This is a genomic window from Geomonas ferrireducens (genome assembly GCF_004917065.1).
Classification (GTDB): domain Bacteria; phylum Desulfobacterota; class Desulfuromonadia; order Geobacterales; family Geobacteraceae; genus Geomonas; species Geomonas ferrireducens.
Genome location: NZ_SSYA01000002.1, coordinates 1,386,114 through 1,405,790, shown reverse-complemented (window position 1 = coordinate 1,405,790; position 19,677 = coordinate 1,386,114). Strand labels below are relative to the sequence as shown.

At 60.6% G+C, this 19,677-nt stretch carries 14 protein-coding genes and 1 tRNA gene; 6 read left to right on the top strand and 9 right to left on the bottom strand.

Going from position 1 to position 19,677, the window contains the following annotated elements:
* Window positions 1–3 precede the first annotated feature (3 nt).
* Complete coding sequence (locus tag E8L22_RS15015) at window positions 4–1,800, bottom strand: amidohydrolase (RefSeq protein ID WP_136525925.1); 1,797 nt, start codon at window positions 1,798–1,800, stop codon at window positions 4–6.
* Window positions 1,801–1,856: 56 nt separating this feature from the next.
* Window positions 1,857–2,510: a hydrolase gene (locus E8L22_RS15010; RefSeq protein WP_136525924.1), complete on the bottom strand. Its 654-nt coding sequence runs from the start codon at window positions 2,508–2,510 to the stop codon at window positions 1,857–1,859.
* A gap of 160 nt (window positions 2,511–2,670) precedes the next feature.
* Here E8L22_RS15010 and ispG point away from each other — a divergent pair, with 160 nt between their 5' ends.
* The 6 genes from ispG to E8L22_RS14980 all read left to right on the top strand — a co-directional run bounded on the left by ispG (window position 2,671) and on the right by E8L22_RS14980 (window position 8,294).
* Window positions 2,671–3,729, top strand: coding sequence for a flavodoxin-dependent (E)-4-hydroxy-3-methylbut-2-enyl-diphosphate synthase (ispG, locus tag E8L22_RS15005; RefSeq protein WP_136525923.1), 1,059 nt, complete (start codon window positions 2,671–2,673; stop codon window positions 3,727–3,729).
* A 33-nt stretch (window positions 3,730–3,762) separates the two neighbouring features.
* A complete protein-coding gene (locus E8L22_RS15000) occupies window positions 3,763–5,484 on the top strand; it encodes a proline--tRNA ligase (RefSeq protein WP_136525922.1) in 1,722 nt (573 codons plus the stop codon).
* Window positions 5,485–5,617: 133 nt separating this feature from the next.
* Window positions 5,618–6,340: an orotidine-5'-phosphate decarboxylase gene (gene pyrF / locus E8L22_RS14995; RefSeq protein WP_129126492.1), complete on the top strand. Its 723-nt coding sequence runs from the start codon at window positions 5,618–5,620 to the stop codon at window positions 6,338–6,340.
* Between the two features lie 114 nt (window positions 6,341–6,454).
* Window positions 6,455–7,201 (top strand): 23S rRNA (guanosine(2251)-2'-O)-methyltransferase RlmB, encoded by a 747-nt coding sequence (gene rlmB, locus E8L22_RS14990; protein WP_136525921.1) that lies wholly within the window; start codon window positions 6,455–6,457, stop codon window positions 7,199–7,201.
* 142 nt (window positions 7,202–7,343) lie between these two features.
* Window positions 7,344–7,420 (top strand) — tRNA-Met (locus E8L22_RS14985).
* A 262-nt stretch (window positions 7,421–7,682) separates the two neighbouring features.
* Complete coding sequence (locus E8L22_RS14980) at window positions 7,683–8,294, top strand: hypothetical protein (RefSeq protein WP_136525920.1); 612 nt, start codon at window positions 7,683–7,685, stop codon at window positions 8,292–8,294.
* A 518-nt stretch (window positions 8,295–8,812) separates the two neighbouring features.
* Here the strand turns inward: E8L22_RS14980 and E8L22_RS14975 are convergent.
* From E8L22_RS14975 to E8L22_RS21575, 7 genes are all read right to left on the bottom strand, one after another.
* A complete protein-coding gene (locus tag E8L22_RS14975) occupies window positions 8,813–12,418 on the bottom strand; it encodes a hypothetical protein (RefSeq protein ID WP_136525919.1) in 3,606 nt (1,201 codons plus the stop codon).
* A 1,116-nt stretch (window positions 12,419–13,534) separates the two neighbouring features.
* Window positions 13,535–15,109, bottom strand: a complete 1,575-nt coding sequence (locus tag E8L22_RS14970; protein WP_162604843.1) for a nuclease-related domain-containing protein — start codon at window positions 15,107–15,109, stop codon at window positions 13,535–13,537.
* Between the two features lie 93 nt (window positions 15,110–15,202).
* On the bottom strand, window positions 15,203–16,429 hold the full coding sequence (locus E8L22_RS14965; protein WP_136525917.1) for a hypothetical protein: 1,227 nt from the start codon (window positions 16,427–16,429) through the stop codon (window positions 15,203–15,205).
* A 206-nt stretch (window positions 16,430–16,635) separates the two neighbouring features.
* Window positions 16,636–17,928: a cytochrome C gene (locus E8L22_RS14960; protein WP_136525916.1), complete on the bottom strand. Its 1,293-nt coding sequence runs from the start codon at window positions 17,926–17,928 to the stop codon at window positions 16,636–16,638.
* 5 nt (window positions 17,929–17,933) lie between these two features.
* Window positions 17,934–18,266: a hypothetical protein gene (locus tag E8L22_RS14955; protein WP_136525915.1), complete on the bottom strand. Its 333-nt coding sequence runs from the start codon at window positions 18,264–18,266 to the stop codon at window positions 17,934–17,936.
* Window positions 18,267–18,303: 37 nt separating this feature from the next.
* The gene (locus E8L22_RS14950) at window positions 18,304–18,834 is read right to left on the bottom strand and encodes a tetratricopeptide repeat protein (protein ID WP_246044660.1); all 531 of its coding nucleotides are present in this window, start codon (window positions 18,832–18,834) and stop codon (window positions 18,304–18,306) included.
* A gap of 55 nt (window positions 18,835–18,889) precedes the next feature.
* A complete protein-coding gene (locus E8L22_RS21575; protein ID WP_198420166.1) occupies window positions 18,890–19,540 on the bottom strand; it encodes an NHL repeat-containing protein in 651 nt (216 codons plus the stop codon).
* Window positions 19,541–19,677 lie beyond the last annotated feature (137 nt).

The window sequence follows — 19,677 nt, the reverse complement described above, 5'->3', positions numbered from 1 at the left end:
GCCTCAATACACGAAGCAGTCGCATCCGGGGGGTGGGAAGCGCCATCCCCTCTGCAACGAGGTGTGGGCGTGCCCCCTATGTAGGGGCTGCACGTCGGCTTGCGCATCCACTTTGTGATACCCCCCGTACCGATCCACCGGCGACCAGTCCGGGCTCACCGGTAGGGGCGGGACCAGGTTGCCGAACTCCTCTCCGCCGTACACCACCTTCCCGCCGACGACGGTAAGCACGGACTCGATCCCTTTGATCTCCTCCTCGGGAACCGTGAAGTAATCGGACGAGAGCACGGCGAGGTCGGCCAGCGCGCCCGGAGCGAGGGAACCTTTTTTCCCCTCCTCCTGGGAAAACCAGCTGCTCCCGCGGGTGTACAGGGTTAGGGCCTCCATGCGGGTCAGCCGGTTCTGTTCGGGGTAAAGGATGCTTCCGCCAATGGTTCGCCCGCTCACCATCCAGTAGAGCGAGAGCCACGGGTTGTAGCTCGACACCCGCGTCGCGTCGGTACCAGCTCCCACCGGAATCCCCATCTCCAGCATGGACCTTATGGGGGGAGCGTGTGACGTGAGCCGCTCGCCGTAGCGTTCCAGGAAATATTCGCCCTGGAAGGCCATGCGGTTCTGGGTCGCGATGCCGCCGCCGAGTGCGGCGACCCGCTCCAGATTCCTGGCCGAGATAGTCTCCGCGTGATCGAAGAACCAACGGAGCCCTGCGAAAGGAACGACGCGGTGCACCGCCTCGAAAACGTCGAGGAAGCGCGTGATCGACTCGTCGTAGGTGGCGTGGAGTCTGAAGGGCCAGCGCTTCTCGACCAGAAGCCGTACCACCTGCACGAGCTCTCCCTCCATATCCGACGGGAGGTCCGGGCGAGGTTCCAGGAAGTCCTCGAAATCCGCCGCCGAGAACACCAGCATCTCGCCCGCCCCGTTCATGCGAAGGAAATCGTCCCCCTGTCCCGGTCCCGTCATGGTCACCCACTCCGAAAAATCGGCGAGTTCACCTTTGGGGTGCTGGGTAAAGAGGTTGTATGCGATGCGCAGCGGCAGTTCACCCCGGTCGGCGAGCTCGTTGATCACCCGGTAGTCGTCCGGGTAGTTCTGGAAGCCGCCTCCCGCATCGATGGCGCTCGTTAGCCCGAGCCGGTTCAACTCCCTGAGGAAATGGCGCGTGGAGTTCATCTGGTCCTCGAAGGCGAGCTTCGGCCCCTTGGCGAGGCTCGCGTATAGCAGCATGGCGTTCGGTTTCGCAATCAAAAGTCCGGTCGGGTTGCCGTTTCTGTCCCGCTCGATCACCCCACCCGGCGGGTCAGGCGTATCCTTGCCGTAACCAAGCACATGCAGCGCCGCCCGGTTCACCAAGGCGCGGTCGTAGAGATGCAGCACGAAGACCGGGGTGTCGGGCGCCGCCAGGTTCAACTCCTCCAGGGTGGGCATGCGCCGCTCCTTGAACTGGAACTCGGTCCAGCCGCCGATCACCCGTACCCATTGCGGCGGCGGGGTCCGTCTCGCCTGCTCTTTCAGCATTTCAAGGGCGAGCGCCAGCGACGGCACCCCATCCCAGCGCAGCTCCATGTTGAAGTTGAGCCCGCCCCGGATGACGTGGATGTGCGAGTCGTTCAGCCCCGGGATTATCCGCCGTCCCGCAGCATCGATCCTTTGCGTATGTTCGTCGGCATCAGCGATCAGCTCCTCCCCGCCGAGACCCTCCACCTTGCCGTCGCTGATCGCGACGGCGGAGACTTCGGGACGTTGGGCGTCCAGCGTGCTGATCCTGCCGTTATATATAATCAGGTCAGGTCCCTTCATCTGCGTTACCTCCCGAAAAAAGCAGGCAAGGGGTTGATCCCTTGCCTGCCGGTTTACTATTTCGAGGAAACGGTGCGGCTTGCCGGTGCCCCGTGCACCATGGTGTAGGCGTACTCGACCCCCTGGCCGTACGCGCCGCCATGCTCCTTCACCGCCGCAATCACGTCGTCGTAGGTCTCCTTGCGCGCCCACGTTCTCTGGTACTCGAGCAGCACCTGCAACGCTGTCATCGGCACGGCTCCCGCCTGCTCGATGCGACGCATCGCCGCGTTGTGGGCGACGACGCTGGTCCCCCCGGAGGCGTCCTCCACGGCGTACACTTCATACCCCGCCTTCATGGCATCGAGCGTCGGGTAGGCGAGGCAGACCTCGGTCCAGAGCGCGGCCATGATCAGCTTGTTGCGCCCCGCGGCCTGCACCGCTTCCACGAACTTCGGATCGTCCCAGGAATTCATGGAGCTCCGCTCGATGATGTCGTTGTCAGGGAAGATGTCCAGGAGCTGGGGCCACATGTTGCCTGAGAAGCTCTTGCTCTCGACGGTGGTGAGGATGGTGGGGACGCGGAAGATCCTGGCGGCCTTTGCCAACAGGATCACGTTGTTCATAAGGGTCTGCCTGTCTATGCTGGCTACTCCGAAAGTCATCTGAGGCTGGAAGTCGATGAAGATGACCGTGCTGTTTGTTGGATTCAGCAGATCGAGTTTACTCATGACAGCTACCTCCTGTGTCTTTTACCTCCAATAGGCACAGTATAGTCCCACCGCTAATAAGTGGCGCGGGAATTTGCGGACTGTCGCAGCCCCTCCACTGCAACAGCGGAGGGGTTATCCTCCTTGCTTTTCCCCATAGATTTAGCTAGTATGTCCCGCTATGAAAAAACTCACCCGGCAGATCATGATAGGAAACGTGCCGATCGGTGGCGGCGCTCCTTGCTCGGTTCAGTCCATGTGTTCCACCGACACAAGGAACGTTGCAGCGACACTGGAACAGATAGGTCGCCTCGCCGAGGCAGGGTGCGAGATAGTGCGCTGCGCGGTGCCAGACATGGATGCCGCAAAGGCCCTTGCCGCAATCAAGGCGGGGAGCCCCATGCCGCTCATCGCCGACATCCACTTTGACTACAAGCTCGCCCTGCAGGCGCTCGAATCCGGCGTGGACGGCCTTCGCCTCAACCCAGGTAACATTGGCGAGCGCTGGAAGGTCGCCGAGGTGGTCAAGGCGGCCGCCGAAAGACAAATCCCGATCCGCATCGGCGTGAACGGCGGTTCGCTGGAGAAGGAACTCCTGGTCAAGTACGGGCACCCGACCCCCGAAGCGATGGTTGAGTCAGCACTCGGCCACGTCCGCATCCTCGAGGACCTCAACTACCGGGAGATCAAGATCTCCATCAAGGTGTCCGACGTGCTGAGGACGCTTGAGGCCTACCGGCTCCTCTCCAATGCCGTCGATTACCCGCTGCACATCGGCGTCACCGAGGCGGGCACCGTCTTTTCCGGCACCATCAAGTCCTCAGTGGGGCTCGGCATCCTGTTGCACCAGGGAATCGGCGACACCATGCGCGTGTCGTTGACCGGCGATCCGGTACACGAGGTGCGCGTCGCCTATGACATCCTGAAGTCGCTCGGCATCAGACAGCGCGGCATCAACTTCGTCTCCTGTCCGACCTGCGGCAGGTGCCAGGTAGATCTCATCCCAGTCGCCGAGGAAGTGGAGCGGCGCCTGGCCTACGTGGAGAGCAACATCACCGTCGCCGTCATGGGGTGCTCGGTGAACGGTCCCGGCGAGGCGCGTGAAGCCGATTTCGGCATAGCGGGCGGTAGGGGCGAGGGGCTTCTCTTCAAGCACGGCGAGATCCTGCGCAAGGTCCCCCAGGACCAACTGGCCGACGCACTCATTGAAGAAGTCCTGAAGGCAACGTCGAAAGCTTAAAGTGTTTTTTAAATTCATAAAGAGGTCGAACTAATGCGTTACTCCCAGTATTTTATCCCCACCGTTAAGGAAACCCCTTCCGATGCGGAGGTCATCTCCCACAAGCTGATGCTGCGCGCCGGCATGATCAGGAAGCTCGCCGCAGGCATCTACAACTACCTGCCGCTGGGGCTGCGCTCCATCCGCAAGGTGGAGCAGATCGTCCGTGAGGAGATGAACCGGGCAGGGGCCATCGAGCTCCTCATGCCCGCCGTGCAGCCGGCCGAGCTCTGGAAGGAATCCGGGCGCTGGGACTTCTACGGCAAAGAACTGCTCCGCTTCAAGGACAGGAAGGACGCCGAGTTCTGCATGGGACCGACCCACGAGGAGGTCATCACCGACCTGATCCGCAAGGAGATCAGGAGCTACCGGCAGATGCCCATCAACCTGTACCAGATCCAGGGTAAGTTCCGCGACGAGATCCGCCCGCGCTTCGGCCTCATGCGCGGCCGCGAGTTCATCATGAAGGATGCGTACTCCTTCGACGTGAACGAGGCTGGTGCCGACGTTTCCTACGAGAAGATGTACAAGGCCTACCGCCGCATCTTCGAACGTTGCGGGTTTAAGTTCCGTGCCGTCGAGGCCGACACCGGCACCATCGGCGGCAACTACTCCCACGAATTCATGGTGCTTGCCGACTCCGGTGAAGACGCCATCGTCTCCTGCTCCTGCTGCGAGTACGCGGCCAACATGGAGAAGGCCGAGACCAGGAAGAGCGCGGCAACGGAACACGCTGATCCCCGTCCCATGGAGCGCATAGCCACTCCGGGGCAGAAGAGCATCGAGGAAGTCTCCGCATTCCTCGGCGTCAACGCTACCCAGGTGGTGAAGACCCTGGTGCTCGTCGCCGACGGCGAGCCGGTGGTCGCCCTTTTGCGCGGCGACTACGACCTGAACGAGATCAAGTTGAAGAACCACTTGGGCGCCGCCGAGATCGAAATGGCCGAGGACGACGTCGTCCTCAAGGTGACCGGTGCTCCCACCGGCTACGCAGGCCCCGTCGGCCTCGCCGGCAAGGTGAAGGTGGTAGCCGACCTCTCGCTGGAGGGGATGCACAACTTCGTCACCGGCGCGAACGCCGCCGACATGCACCTGAAGAACGTCAACATCGGACGCGACTTCAGCGTCGAAGGGTTCGTCGATATCAGGAACGTCGTGATCGGCGACCCCTGCCCGCGCTGCGACAGCGGCAAGCTCGAGATCTGGCGCGGCATCGAAGTCGGCCACGTCTTCAAGCTCGGGACCAAGTACTCCAAGGCCCTGAACGCGAGCTTCCTCGACGCCAACGGCAAGGAGCAGATCATCTTCATGGGGTGCTACGGCATCGGCATCGGCCGTACCGTCGCCGCCTGCATCGAACAAAACCATGACGAGAACGGCATCATCTTCCCGATCCCCATCGCACCTTTCCACTGCATCGTCTCCGCGCTGTCCACCAAGGAAGACGAAGTGAAGGCAGCGTCCGAGCAGATCTACAACGAACTCCTGGAAGCAGGCGTGGAAGTGCTGCTCGACGACCGCGACGAGCGCCCGGGCTTCAAGTTCAAGGATGCCGACCTGATCGGCATTCCCCTCAGGATCGTGGTCGGCGCCAAGACCCTTGCGGAAGGCAAGGTCGAGCTGAAAGAGAGAAGGAGCGGCGAGGTGGAGATTCTGCCCATAGCTGAAGCCGTCGCCAAGGTGAAGGCAGCCGTTAAAGAGGCGCTGCAGGTATAAAACAAAAGAAGCGGAACACAGAGGACACAAAGGTACACAGAGAGCACAGAGAAATCCAAAAGGTTTTCCTCCGTGACCTCTGTGGACCTCAGAGTACTCTGTGTTGAGCTTTTAGACTTTGAAGGATGGAACCATGACCAGAGAAGAAGCTATCAAGAAGATCATTTTTGCCATGGATGTGAAGGAATTCAGCCATGTCCAGTACTGGGCCGAGCTCCTTTCCCAGCACGTCGGCATGTTCAAGGTCGGCAAACAGCTTTATACCGCCTGCGGCCCCGCAGCGGTTCGCATGATCCAGAAGTGCGGCGGCGAGGTCTTCCTCGACCTGAAATACCACGACATCCCGAACACCGTGGCCATGGCCGCCCTCGAAGCAGGCCACCTCGGCGTGCAGCTTTGCGACGTGCACGCGATGGGCGGTTACGAGATGATGAACAAGACCATGGAGACCCTCGACAAGAACTTCTCCGGTTGCACGCCGCGTCCGAAGGTCCTCGCCATCACCGTGCTCACCTCCTCCAACGAGGAAACCCTGCGCGGCATCGGCATCGATCTTCCGGTTCCCGAGATGGTGGTGAAACTGGCCAAACTTGCCAAGAGCGCAGGTGTCGACGGCGTCGTCGCATCCCCGCAGGAAGTTGGGCTCATCCGCGAAGCCTGCGGCAAGGACTTCCTCGTCGTCACCCCCGGAGTCCGTCCGAGCTTTGCCTCCGCCGACGACCAAAAGCGCATCATGACCCCGGCCGAAGCGGTCAAGGCAGGCTCCGACTACCTCGTCATCGGCCGTCCCATCGCCGCTGCCGAAAATCCTGCCGAAGCCGCCCAGAAGATCGTCGACGAGATCGTAGCCGGCTAGCAGTCGTACTCGGTTTACCTACAATCAACACCAACCGCGTCCGGATAGGACGCGAAGTAGAAATGAAGGAGCTTCCCCATTATGTGAGGAAGCTCCACCTATTTTGAGGGAACCATGTCAAAAGAAGAAATCATCTACGGCCTGAACCCGGTCATGGAAGCCGTCAGGGGCTCGCGCAAGATCTTCGAACTTTTCGTCGCCGGCACCAGCGCTGACAAGCGCCTGGAGAAGCTCCTAAAACTGGCCGCCGAAAAGAAGATCCCGGTGCGCCAGCGTGAGAAAGGCGATCTCAGCCGCCTGTGCGGCACCGAACACCACCAGGGCGTCGCCCTGAAGGTCGAGCCGTTCCCTTATGCCGATCTCGACGATGTGCTTGAAGGACTGGAAGGTAACCCGAACGGGCTCATCCTTGTGCTCGACAGCGTGCAGGACCCGCATAACCTGGGGGCCCTGATCCGTAGCGCTGCCTGTGCCGGCGCCCATGCCGTCGTGATCCCGAAGGACCGCGCCGCAGGCGTCACCGCCGTAGTCGAGAAGTCCTCCGCTGGCGCCACCGAGACCATCCCCGTGGCACAGGTGACCAACATCTCTCAAGCCCTTGAGAGTCTGAAAAAAGCAGGCTTCTGGATCTATGGAGCCGACGGTTCCGCCAGGAGCACTTTATACCAGCAGGACTTCACCGGCCGCGTGGCCCTTGTCATCGGCGGGGAAGGGGAGGGGATCCGTCCTTTGGTCCGAAAAGGGTGTGACGAAGTGGTGAGCATTCCGCTTCAGGGAGGCGTGAACTCGCTGAACGCATCAGTTGCCGGCGGGATCTTCCTGTTCGAGGTTGTTCGTCAAAGGGTTACAGTGAAGAAGTAATAAAGCGAAGGTCCCACAGGGGCGAACAATCATTCGCCCACAGTTGTTGGGTTCAAGCAGCCGTCCTGAGAAAAAGAAGTCAGGGTAATGTTTACATTGACTTGAGCTGGCGGGTACTGTATAAAGGTTGAGTTGTTCATGACGCGGGGTGGAGCAGTCTGGTAGCTCGTCGGGCTCATAACCCGAAGGTCACAGGTTCAAATCCTGTCCCCGCAACCAAAACACAACAAGGCACTTGGCTTTTTCAGCTGAGTGCCTTTTTTATTTAATCCATTCCGCTGAATCTCCTTCCTCCGGATCACTCAACAACTTTAAATCTCATAATATCAGCAGTGTCCCCCGGCGACCTATCAACAACGCCGCCTGCGACCCGAGCTAAGCGGACATGAGCCGGCAGGAAAATGGTTATCGCCTGTGCTCTTGCCATCTTTTGGAAACTAGATAAGATTTCTCCAATCAAACTCAAAGGAGGTCTAGCGCTATGCCGTTCAACGACTTGAGCAATCACGAGTTGATCATTAAATCCGCAGCGACGCTGGAGGCGTTGCCCCCGGATAAGTGGGCGTACCTTATGTCCCTCTTCTCGCCGAGGGAAAGATATGCGGAGAACCACGAACGTTTGGAGGCCAGTTTCGCTGCATCATTGAAGGGCGATCCAGAGAAGCAGAAGGAGTGCGATGCCATTAGGAAGGCTGTCGAGCAGGAGATGACGATCCTTTTCGGAATGGCGAAATTGTTAGCCGTCAAAGACCCGACAATTTTGGAGGCTTTGGGTTCCGCACACACGAGCACACCCTCTGCTCAGCTCCACCTCATTGCGCCAAAAGACTTCGACTTGTCCTACGACCGGAAGACCGGTCACCTTATTGCTTCGGCCACCAAGGTGGCGACCGCAAAGGGATACCAGATCTGGGGGTGCGACGGAGACCCGAAGGTCGAAGCAAACTGGAGACTGCTTACCGCTTCCCATAGATGCAGAGGAATCGAGGTGCCGGGCGTGGACCGCTCCAAGACGAACTATTTGAAGATGCGGGCAGTCCGTGGGGCTAATGAATTCGGACCCTGGTCGAAGCTGTCTCAACTTGACCCTTAATCCACAGTTCTACCCCCTCATCCGCACTTACCCGGGGTGAGGGGGCGCATCAGCACCCGAATGAATCACTTGACCCTCTAATCTGTCACTTTGCCCTCTAATCTGCACTTTGACTCCTCTAATTTGTCACTTTGCCCTCTAATCTGCACTTTGACTCCTCTAATTTGTCACTTTGCCCTCTAATCTGCACTTTGACTCCTCTAATTTGTCACTTTGACCCCTCTAGTCTGTCACTTTGACCCCTAATTTGTCACTTTGGCCCCTGATTTGTCACTTTGACCCCTTAATGTGTAGATTTGGTATCCAAATTAACAATTGGCGCGGCTAGTTTGTCAATTTGTGCACCGGTTTTTGAGGTTTGCGCTCGGATATGACGGTCGCCCCCTCTCTTTGTTGAATTGATCCTGTAATGGTCGATTCCCCTGCGAAACTGCCGTATGACTAGTGATGCGAGGCTGTGCCTTACCGAGTCCGGAGGGGAGAACGTTCAGGTGGCTCTCCCCTCCTGATCGGATCACCTAGTGGCGGAGCTCCAAGAGCGCGCTGTAGTCCACGACGGCACCGTCCTCCGTCAGCCAGGGAACGCCACCCACGACGAACCGCGCGCGTACCGTACCCCACCGCGGCGCAAGAAGGTTATGGAACCCTTTCTCGTTGAAGGTCGCGGACCATGTCCTTTTCCCGAAATCTATCTCCAGGATCACCCCTTCCTTCGCATACTTGAAACCCCCGCCGGTTTCGAAGGCTTCCTGGAACCCATCCATGGTGATCAGCCGAACGACGAGCGGATGGTCGTTCACGTTGATTTCGACGTCGCCGAAGTCAGGCAATACGGCGGGCAAGGTGCCGGCAAGCGACATTTTCCCCGATTGGTTGGTGCTGTCGTAACGCCCCTCAAAGGATGTCACATGCGCCCGGAGGTCGTCCGGGGCCGGTTTGTTCCACCGCCAACTGAGATTGATGTCGTGGTTTAAGACAGTGTAGAAGGTGTACAGTTGATTCACTCCGAGCACCAGCCTGGCTTGCGTGACGCCCGCCAGCAGGCGACCGTTGAAATCGGCCTTGTCGATGGCGAGGTCATAGGTGGCCGAGCCGAAATCAAGGCTAAGACTGACGCTTGGTTTCGCGCCGGGGTTGCTTTGGAACTTCCAGACTTTCCCGCTGCGGTGCCAGGACCCATTCCCGGATGAGGACCACGAGCCGCTGGCGACCTCGATGGTGACGCCTTTGGCGGGATCGAAGAGTTCCGCAGTCATAGGAATGCGCCGCTCCCTTCCATCCTCGTCTGTCCAAGCCAGGCGACCGGCTTGGACAACATAGTGGCTGTAGGGTGCGCCACCATCGCTGCCGCCGGTGCCGTTGACGATGCGGCCGAACGCACGGGCAGGAGGGAGGGCCGTGCCGCTGATCCCGCCGCCGAACGAATTGGGAGCGGAGAGCGCCATGCTGATGGCGTCGTCATCGCAGTATTCGCCGACACGGCAAGCCATGCTGATTCTCCAGGTGAGGCACCACGGCAACTGGCTGCTGTAGGCGGTAGGAACCCATGGGACCTTGCCTTCCGCGGCAGCGCTTGCTACCGGGTGCAGCCAGTAGGTCCGGATCCTCATGCGGTCAAAGCACTTCCTGTCCGAGCAGGCGGGGGTCGTGGCGTACGCCGCCAATGTCGTTCCGATCCCCGTGGTGGTCTTGGTGTTCCAGCTGAACCTCCCGTCGTAGCCGACCGAGATGTTGTTCTCAGCCCCTATCGAGAAGCCCTTGAGTCCGACTTGCCCCCCCATGCTCATGCCGGCATTCACCTGGATCTCGTTGGTGTGTCCCGAACCGGTCATGCTCTCCGTGGCCAGGGTGTAGCCGATCGTCCTTTTGCTGGAACTGGTGGCCAGTACGTCGGTGGTGCAAGTGGAAGTCGTGGATTTACACGGATACCACGTCGTGCCTCCGTCCCCCGCCCTCGTTTCCCAACGGGCATCGTTCTGCCAGTTCAGGATTTCGCCGTTGGCGAGATTTTTTGGCGCCATCCAGTAATCGAGGTTCGCGGCGTTGTCGTACACGTCGCCGTAGTTGAAAGAACCCATCCCCTTGAACCACGGTTTGGTGCCCTCCGGGTACTCCGCGGTTTTGGAGACCGGATCCCGCAGATCAAAGTCCTCCAGCACGTAGTCCGGGCGCCCCTTGGTGGAAATGGTCTGCAGGTCCATCTGGTAGCCCGTGCCCTGGTCGATCAGCGCCGTACCCCCGATCGAGGCGTCGGTCCGGTAATCGTAGGCATACAACGTCGAGTTCTGCACGTACACGTGGGGTGCGCTGAAGAGCGCCCAGCCGCGGGTGCCGATCACGTTGTAATTCTGCTTTCCGGTTCCCAGTTCGTCCGAAATTGCGACCGTCACGCTCGACTTGGTTCCAGACTCCTTCTCCCATGTGTGCTTGTAGGTTGCATCGAAGCTCCTGCTGAAATGCAACATATCGAGAAGCCCCACCGTTATCTTCCTGCCGACCGATACCGATGCCGTATTCTCCATTACCGTCGTGGTTTCAGTGGTGTTCGTCGTGCTCCTGTTGAAGTCCACCCCGGAGAGCTCGCCGATGAGGTTGCTCCCTTCCGGGAGCCCCTGGCGGCTGAAGGGGGGCGAGCCCAGAATCACCCCGACGAGGGTCCAGTACTTCTTGCTGATGCTTTCCGTGACGTTTTCGATCCCGGCGGGAGGAGGCGTGGGCTTCGTTTTGCCGTCGGTATCGACGAAGGTACAGGCCGGAACGGCGTCGATGTGCTGTGGGACCAGGAAATCGGAACCAAACGCGAAGGGAGTCTCGGTGATCCACCAGTTATAACCTCCAAGGAGAGCGATATATTGTCTTACCGCCTGCCTGTCGGGATAGCTGGAATTGCACTTGAACTCGGACCAGGGATAGACCATGAGGCTGGGATTTACGTGGTCGAAGTACTTGACCCGCGTGCTGTCCCAGGTCCAGGTCCCCCAGCCGCCGTCGATGGAGGTATAAACGTACTCCGCATGACGCGCCGGGTTGTGGTTGGAAGAGGTGAACTGCTCCCCTGATTGTCCGAAGAGCTGTACCGCGGGGGCGAGGGCACCGGCTGCCAGATCCTCGTTGTCTCCTGCGTTCCCTTTCGCCTTGGTTCCGACCGACAGCGATACCCGGCCTCTCCAGTGCCCGCTGGGGTCGTACAGGCCGCCGTCATTGGAGCCGTTGTGAATCTTGGACTGGGATTCCGAGCCGAACTTCCCGTTCCAATCCACCGCGTCCAGGTGATCGTAATAGTAGTGCTGGCCGGATATGTAACCGTAGGCCACAAGGATTCTCTGGCCGTCAGGCGTGTTGAGCGTCACCGCGTCCAGCGGCTCGTGCTGGGCGTTGGTGGTGAACGGGACGGCGTGATAGGTCCAGGATGTGCCGTCGCCGCTGGTATAGACCCCGCTATTGGTGAAGAGATAAAGCTGGTTGTCGCACACGGTGATCGCCGCCCCCGAGCCCCACCCCTTGGCCGGGGTGTCGACGCGGGCCGAGCCGATGGCCACCTTGTTGTACTGTACTACCTCCGTGTTGCCGCCACCCTTGCCGCCGGGAAACAGGAGCCAGTGACCGTCCGGGGCGTCGGTGGTCGGCGTCAGATCAAAGGCGGCAACGTAGGCGTCCATCCCCGCACTGTGATTCGAGCCGTCGGCGTCGGCCGTAAAGGCGACGAAGATCTTGTTATCGAAGACGGCCAGTCCCTCGGCGGCAAACGTCTCAACGGCATCCGCATTGGTTCCGTACTTGGGGATCCAGGTGCGGCTCGGCCAGGGCGTGGTGAACGCCGGCAGGGTTATGCTCTCGGAGTCGAACTTCCAGTCCCCGTCGGCGTGCCCCCTGGCGTATCTCAGTTCGTTGTTGGAGTAAGCGTTCCTCAATATCCGATGGAGTTTTCCGTTTACCAGGACCATCCGCCCCGGAGACCCCCATGCCTGCACGACCGCCAGCAGGAGCATGGAAACACAAAGAAGCATGGCCAGCAGATTGCGCAACATGGGCTTTGCCGCCATGGGAGCGAAGCCATGCTCTACCGATGTCACGTTGCCGGTGCCAATAGGCTTTCTTCCTTCCGTCCGATTCGGCAGTCTCATCGTATCCCCCTTTCTTGGCACTACTCTTTCCCGTTTCCCTTTCCCCTCCGGTGACGTCACCATAACCCGTTTCTAGCGGGATGCGCCTTCACCTCCTTCCGTCCGCGTATCGGAGCTAAACGGGGCGCATGATGCCTGTGCGTATTCCAAACCGGGCAAGGGAATACGGTACGCGTTGGCTTGGAAATCCCAGGTCCAGAGCGCGGAGCTGGACATAATCCCTCCATCGTTGCCGGTGCAGCTCCCGTTGGTTCCCAGAAACGGTATGTTCTCCGCGGTCCGGCACTGACAGCTCAAGTTCATGACGCACGTAGAGACTTGCGCCGGGGCTTAGGCGGCCACCGGGTAGTGACAGTTGCAAGATTTACGAGCAGTCGGGAGGCCGGGAGGCTAGTGTTGGATAAATGCAAGATGGGGCAGTTGAAAGAGGTGAAAAGCTCCGCCCGTCAATCACCGGCACGATGGTCGACAGGCTTCGCATATGGGCATCGCCACCACTTCAGGGGCGTTGACGGTGAGGATCGGTGCCGGCCGTCGGGACGTTTCCATTTCTGCGCCGATGAGTTGTTGGCTTGCCGACAGTGTTGTCCTCGGCTTAGCGAGCTCCTCTCTAAAATGCTGCGCTTCGTGCGGGCAGAAAAAAGGCCGAGTTGCCGGCAGATAATTCGGTGGCAGCCCGACCATCTTCCTGAAGGAAGACCCTATACTATCCGCCCCAGTCCTGGACGGCGGGGTTGGTTTGCTAAACTGATACTACCAGTTTTATGGTTGTCAACTTCACTCTGTCTTAGTTGGCTCGCGTCCTTTGTCATCTATCAGTACGATGGTGGACGCCGATCAAGAGCCCACGAATCATTCCAGGCACAGCTCCTCTCTCTCAAGTCATTTTAGTATTTGCGGCTTCTTTTTTCGAAGTCAATAGAGGGTGACTTCACTACACTGCAGATTCCTAATATTTTGTCTCAGTCTCGGAACCGAAGCTGCGGAACAGTTCGATGTCGGGTAGGTTCTGGTACACCTGGGTGATGGTCTCGTGCGTGGTGAGCACGGCCAGTTAGCTGAAACAGCTGACTGGCCTTTTTGTTATCCAGACGCAGACAGTGAGCAGGTGTCAGATCATCTTGCCGCAAGCTTTGCGGTAGTTTTCATGGTTCTACGCCCCAGTACCAACTCCTCGACCTGCAACGGCTGGGGCCTTTTCGTATGGGCATTTTCGCGCCGGGCCTCCGCTTCGATGTTGTCAAGGGTGGCGATGAGCCGGTCGCTGCTGGTCACCCGATAGAATTTGCCGAGCCGCTCTCCTATCCCGGAGAGGTCAGCCCCGCCGGGGAAGACGATGACTCCATAAACGGGCAGCCGCCAGCTGCCACGGGTGTTGACGACGTTCATCAAGGTCATCACGTACTCTCGTACCTGGTGGTACGGGTTCACCCCCCAGCTCGCCTTGATCGCCACCGCTGCGCGGTTCCCCGGCCGGCAGTGCCAAGCGGTATTCTCCACGTCTCCCTCTGCGAAGATGCTGCCGGAGTAGTTCTTCGCTTCGATCACCGCGATGCAGTCCTTGCTGATCACCACGCTGTCAATGAACCGGCTTACCTCTTTTCCCACCGCAACATCAACCTGGTGCAGCACCCTCCACGCGCCCGATTTCGCCTTCGTGGCGGAGCCGAGGGTTTCCCTGATCTCGCGTTCCAGCGCGTTCTCGAAGGGAGTGGAGATCGCGTTGGTGAGGGTTCGCGACGCCTCCTCTTTTTCCTTTCCCGATGCGCTTCGGTATCGTGTCACCTCGCTCAGCAAGGCGGCCTTCTCCCGGCCCGTCTGTTCCAGTTGTTCCCTGAATTGAACCACCTGCGCCTGCCATTCCTGTTCGATGGTCTGTATGATCGCTTCGGCAGCACGCTGCTGCTCCCTGTCATGGCGCAGGGTGGCCTCCAACTCCTTGATCCGGCCGATTAGTACCTCAAACTGGGCATAGGAGGCCTTTTCCTGCTCGGCGATCTGGGCTTCTTTGTCTTCCATCTGGCGCAGATACTTGTCCGCGTTGGCAATGAGAATGCGCTCCCTTTCCAGGGCGGCTCTCCCTTGGATCAACTTTATCTTGATGAAGAGTTCCAGGATCACCCACACCAGCAGGGCGGCTACCAGGCTGTTCACCGTGGTGGTCAGGTAGGTCTTCCACAGGCTGTAGTCGCCGAAGGGATCCTTCAGCCACTCATGGTAATCGTCCGCGAAGCTCTCCGGCATGGTGCTGATCGTGTAGAGCCTTCCGATGATGGGGCGAGGCGCCTGTGAGCGTGACGCGACGGCGGGAACGGTCAGGCGCAGCATGATGAAGGGATAGTTGACCAGGTTCTCAGGAGCGGGAAGTTTCCTGACGAGGAGGTTTGGGGAGGTCGTCATCAACACCTTCTGGTCCGGGCAATACACGGAGTCGGTGCGGCAGTCCGTGATCACCAGGGCGAAGATGCTGTAATTTCGGTCCAGAAGCTCCTGGAGCGGTCCTCTCTGGTTTTGGATCAGCATCGACTCGACCGCTTCCGGAAGGACGCTGGTGAGCTTGGAGGTTTTGAGATTGGTATGGATACTGAGCAGGGTCTTGTTGAGGACGTAGTCGTAGTTCTTGTGGTTGATAATGAACGCGAGCCAGAGCGAAACGCAGATCAGCAGAACGAGTCGCAACACGACGTACATCGTCCGTCTCATGGGAGGGAAGGTGGCCATGTCGCTCATTATAGCACGGCGGGCTGGCAATGCCGCATTAACTGTGGCCTGACCTGACTCGGATCAGTCCCTGGCGTGGCACTTGTTGCACAGGCTGCGCTGGAAACGGCCGAAATGCGACGGGGCGCGGTCGTACATGGCTATGCGGTACTCCGCCCTGGTCTTGCCGCCGGCGGCGCCAGGGTCGCTCCCCTGGCTGACAGCATCGGTGCCGGGATAGGCGCCATTCACGGTCAGGACGGTCTCCTTCGTGTCCCACCTGGTTATGGCGTCGAAGGCCGAGGCGTGAGCCCGGTGGCAGGTGAGGCACATGACCTTGTCGTCCCCCTTGGGACCGGCGTGGGACGTGGCGATCGAGGCCAGTTGCCGCACGTCGGTCAGGTCGCCGCTTTGGAAGGGGACCAAAGAGGTGAAGGCGCCGCTCTCGTTGCCGCTCAGGTCGCCGCTTTTCACGTAATGGTTGTAGGTCTTTGCGATCGCCTCACCAAGGGCGACCCCCGAAGGGTGGAGATGGGCGCTCCCTTGCCAGTTGGACAGCCCGCCGTGGCAGTTCAGGCACCACTCGCTGCTCCCCTTGCCATAGGCGACCCGGGTATCACCGCTATCTTCGCCGCGGTTGTATTCCCGCGGGGCGACCGCGATGGGCGGGTCGTAGACGAACTCGTGGCTCGTGCCCCTGGTACCGTATCCCCTGCCGGCAAGCAGACGATAGCTCCCGACGGCATCTGTGGCGCTTGGGGAGGCGCCATATGAGCCTGAGCCGGTGACCGGATTACCCGACGCCGTTACACTGCCTGCGCTGTCGGTTACCCGGTAGTTGCCGTGCGGATCATGGCAGCTGATGCAGGAAAGGGCATCTGAGGGATAGGTCCCGCCGGGGGACGAGGTGAGGGTTGTATCGGTGAAATACGCGTACGTCGGCGCGACGATGTTGTGGCCGTGCCGCTCTCCCGGGCTCACCGCGCGCGCTCCGTTGGCTTCGGACCAGTAGTACTGCTTGGTCAGGTAGGCAAAGTCTCCGCCGGGGGTGAGTGAGGCGGGGGGGACCCCGTGGGGAGGGGCCGGACTGGTAGCGACCTGGTAGTCTTCAGGTCGTGCCGCCGCATGGCAGCGCAGGCATATCTCACTCGTCGTGGCGCCTGGCTGCAAAGCGGAAAAACCGGCACCCGCCAACGAACCGTGGCAGCCGTCGCAGGCCCCGGTCCCGCCGTTATGGAAGCCCGCGTTCCCGTCGGCGATATCGACAGTCAGCACCAGCAAAAAAGCGATGGCCGCCTTCATTCCTCGCATAGCCTGTCTCCTTTCCCGCGGCAACAAGAGGAAGGTGCTCTCTCGGCCCGATGATGGACTCATCGGGGAGAACGGCTATAACTTGAGGCGTTAGCGAAGAGAAGGTATGGCTGTACGCTTGAGACAGAAAAACGCCCCGGTCAAGGGGCGCTTTGTTTTAGGAGCATGGAACGGACGGGTGGCAGGTAGAAAGTTCGCCGGGACATTTACTGTTTGTAAGCGTCGTTCTCGTGGCATTTGTTGCACAGGGACCACTGGTTGGTCGCGTACTGGCTCGCCGGTCTCCCATACATCCCTTGCTGGTATTCAGCCATGGTCTTGCCGGTGGACGCAGGCCCCGACTGCCCCTGCAGGGTGGGGGCATCGATTCCGGGCCAGGAGCCTGCCACGGTGAGGTAGACCCCCTTGGCGCAGTTCCAGCGCGTTGCGCTGTCCCAGGCGGAGGCGTGCGCCCGGTGGCAGGTAAGGCAGGTCACGTTGTCGTCGACGGAAGGGCCGGCGGTCGAGGTGGTGGCAATGGCGAGTTGCGTCGCGTCGGAGGTCCCTTCCTCGAAGGGGACCATCGAGGTGTAGGCGTTGGCGACGGTCCCCCCCAGGTTCCCCGTGGCGATGTAGGCGTTGTAGGTGGCGACGACGTCGGCCGGTAGCTTGGCGCTGTTGCCGGAGGGGTGGTTACCTACCGTGTCGCCGGGGTAGGAGGAGTGCGTCAGGCCGGCGTGGCAGTTGCCGCACCATTCCGACATGCCCCGGCCATAGGCGACCCTGGTGTCCGAGGTGCTCTCCGACCTGTTGTAGGTTGCGGGAGACACGGCGGAGGGCGGATCGTTGACGAAGGGAGCCAGGGGGTACGAGGCGGGCGCATACCCGGCTCCAGCCAGCATCCGGTAACTCCCGACCGCCTCGCTTGCCGTTGGGAGGGCGCCGTAGGAGCCGGAACCGGCAATCGGCTTGCCCCCCTTGGCCACCGTGCCGCTACTGTCGAGGATGCGGTACCCGCCGTGCGGGTCGTGGCAGCTGATGCAGCTGAGGCTCGCAGACGGGTACGTGCCGCCGGGAGCCAGCGCGTTGCGGGCGTCCTGGAAATACAGGAAATCGTTGGCGATGATGTTATGCCCGTGGGCATCACCGCTGCTGGAAACCGCGAGGCCGGTCGCGGGGTCGACCCAGCTGTAGTTCTTCTGCAGCCAGGCAAAATCGCCCCCGGGAGTCAGCTGGACCGGCGGCAGCCCCAGGGGAGGCGGCGGATTGGTTGCCACCCGGTAGCTGTCGGTCGGGGTGGAGCCGGAGTGGCAGATGAGGCAGGTCGAGCTCGGGTCCGAGCCCTGCAGCAGGTACTGATTCGCCGACCCCTTGGTACTCGCCGCCATCCCGCCGGAGGAGTTGTGCACGGTGTGGCAACCGTCGCAGGCGGCGACCCCGCCGCTGTGAAAGGCGAGGGCGTTGCCTGCTCCGGCCGCAACCAGCAGAAGTGCGGTCAAAAATTTCGTGGGCACCTTCATGCCGTTTAACCTTTTTGGTCATCCTGCCGGCGATAGACCGCCTTCTGCCCGTTCCCCGCGATGACGAAGGCACCGTTGTCGAGCTTGCCGTAAAGCGATTTCACCGTTCCCTGGATCGATATGTCCAGCCTCACCATCCCGTTTTTGTCGTCCTGCCAGGTGAACTGCAACGAGGGGGAGCCCTTCACGACGAACACCCCGGTATGATCGGCCTTGAACTGGACCGTCTCCGGTACCTGCGGGTTGGCCCAGGTACCGACGACCCCGTAGGCCTTGTTACATCCTGTGGCGACCACCAGCATCATCAGCACGGCTGCGGCCAGGCAAAAATGTTTCATCTCGTTCCTCCTTGGGGTGATCGTCCCGTTGCAGCGTTCAATACTTCTCACCCATGACTTTGAGCAGCTTGCGCGCGTTGACGTGTCCCTTCTTCGCCGCCAGGCGCAGCCACTTGACCGCTTCGCCGTGATCCTTTGGGACACCTTCTCCGTTTGTGTACATGAGCCCCAGGTTGAACTGGGACTGTGCATGCCCCTTTTCCGCACCCATGCGGTACCACTTGGCCGCCTCTTTCAGGTCCTGCGGGACTCCGTCCCCCTTGTCGTAGATCATGCCGAGGTTGTACTGGGCCCGGAGGTGGTTCTTTTCCGCGGCCTCGGTGAGCCAGCGGATCGCTTCCTTCTTGTCGGCGGGGACTCCTTCTCCCCTGTAGTACATGATGCCGAGAAGGTAGCACGAGTCTCCGCCGTGGTCGGCCTTGAAAAGCCGCAGTGCGGTGGGGTAGTCGTGCTGCTGGTAGGCCCGAAAGGCCACGCTGAAGCCGGGCTGGGGGGCCGCCCATGAGATGGCGGCCCAGGCCAGCATGAGGATGGCGAGCCATCCATTGCAAAGCATGCGTATCTTCATGATTCAATCCTTTGCGTGTTCCGCAGTACGAGGGGGCGAGTCCCCCCCTCATGTCCTACTTGATGAGCTCGAAGAACTGGGCGCGGGAGTTGTTCCGGTCCGCTATGCCAAGCAGGCCGCCGTCGCTCACGCAGATCTGCGCGGGGTAGTAGAGCTGCCCCTCCTTCCACCCCAGGGCGAGCAGTCGCCCGGTATAGGTGCCGTCCGGTCCGAGGGTCACCAGGGAACTGCCGTTTTGATCCATAACGAAGATGGTGCCCCGGCTGTCGGTGGTCAGGTAGGTGGCGAAGCTCACGTACTCCTTGAGGTCCTTGGACAGCGGCTTGAATTCGGCCTCACCCTTGGATGTCGCGTAGACCACGGAGGCGAGGCTGTCCAGCAGCAGAAGGTCGCCCCCCCGCGTCACCGCAAGGTCTGAGCAGAAACCGGCTTCGGCAGGAAAGGGGAGCTGGCGCCGGAAGTTGCCGCTTGGGTCGAGCTCCAGGACCCTCCGGCCGAGGATGTCGAGGAGGTAGAACTGGTCGTCGGCCCCGATCCGGAAGCTGCGAGCCTGCGGGTCGGGGGCAGGGACGCCGTGCAGGTCAAGGTATCCGACGAAGCTTCCGTCCCCCTTCAGGTGGGCGATGCGGCGCAGTTTGCTGTCCAGGGCGTAGATGTCCCCCTTCGAGTCGAGTTGCAGCCGGGTCGGTACGGTCAGCTGCGGCACTTTCACCTCGCTCCCCCCGGAGATGCCGGCATCCTTGAAGCTGTATTTCAGCAGGCGGCCGGTCCCCGTGTCGGCGACTACGATCCCCCCCTTGGCGTCGCAGGCGATCCCCTCTGGGGCGGCGAGCCCCCCCCCCG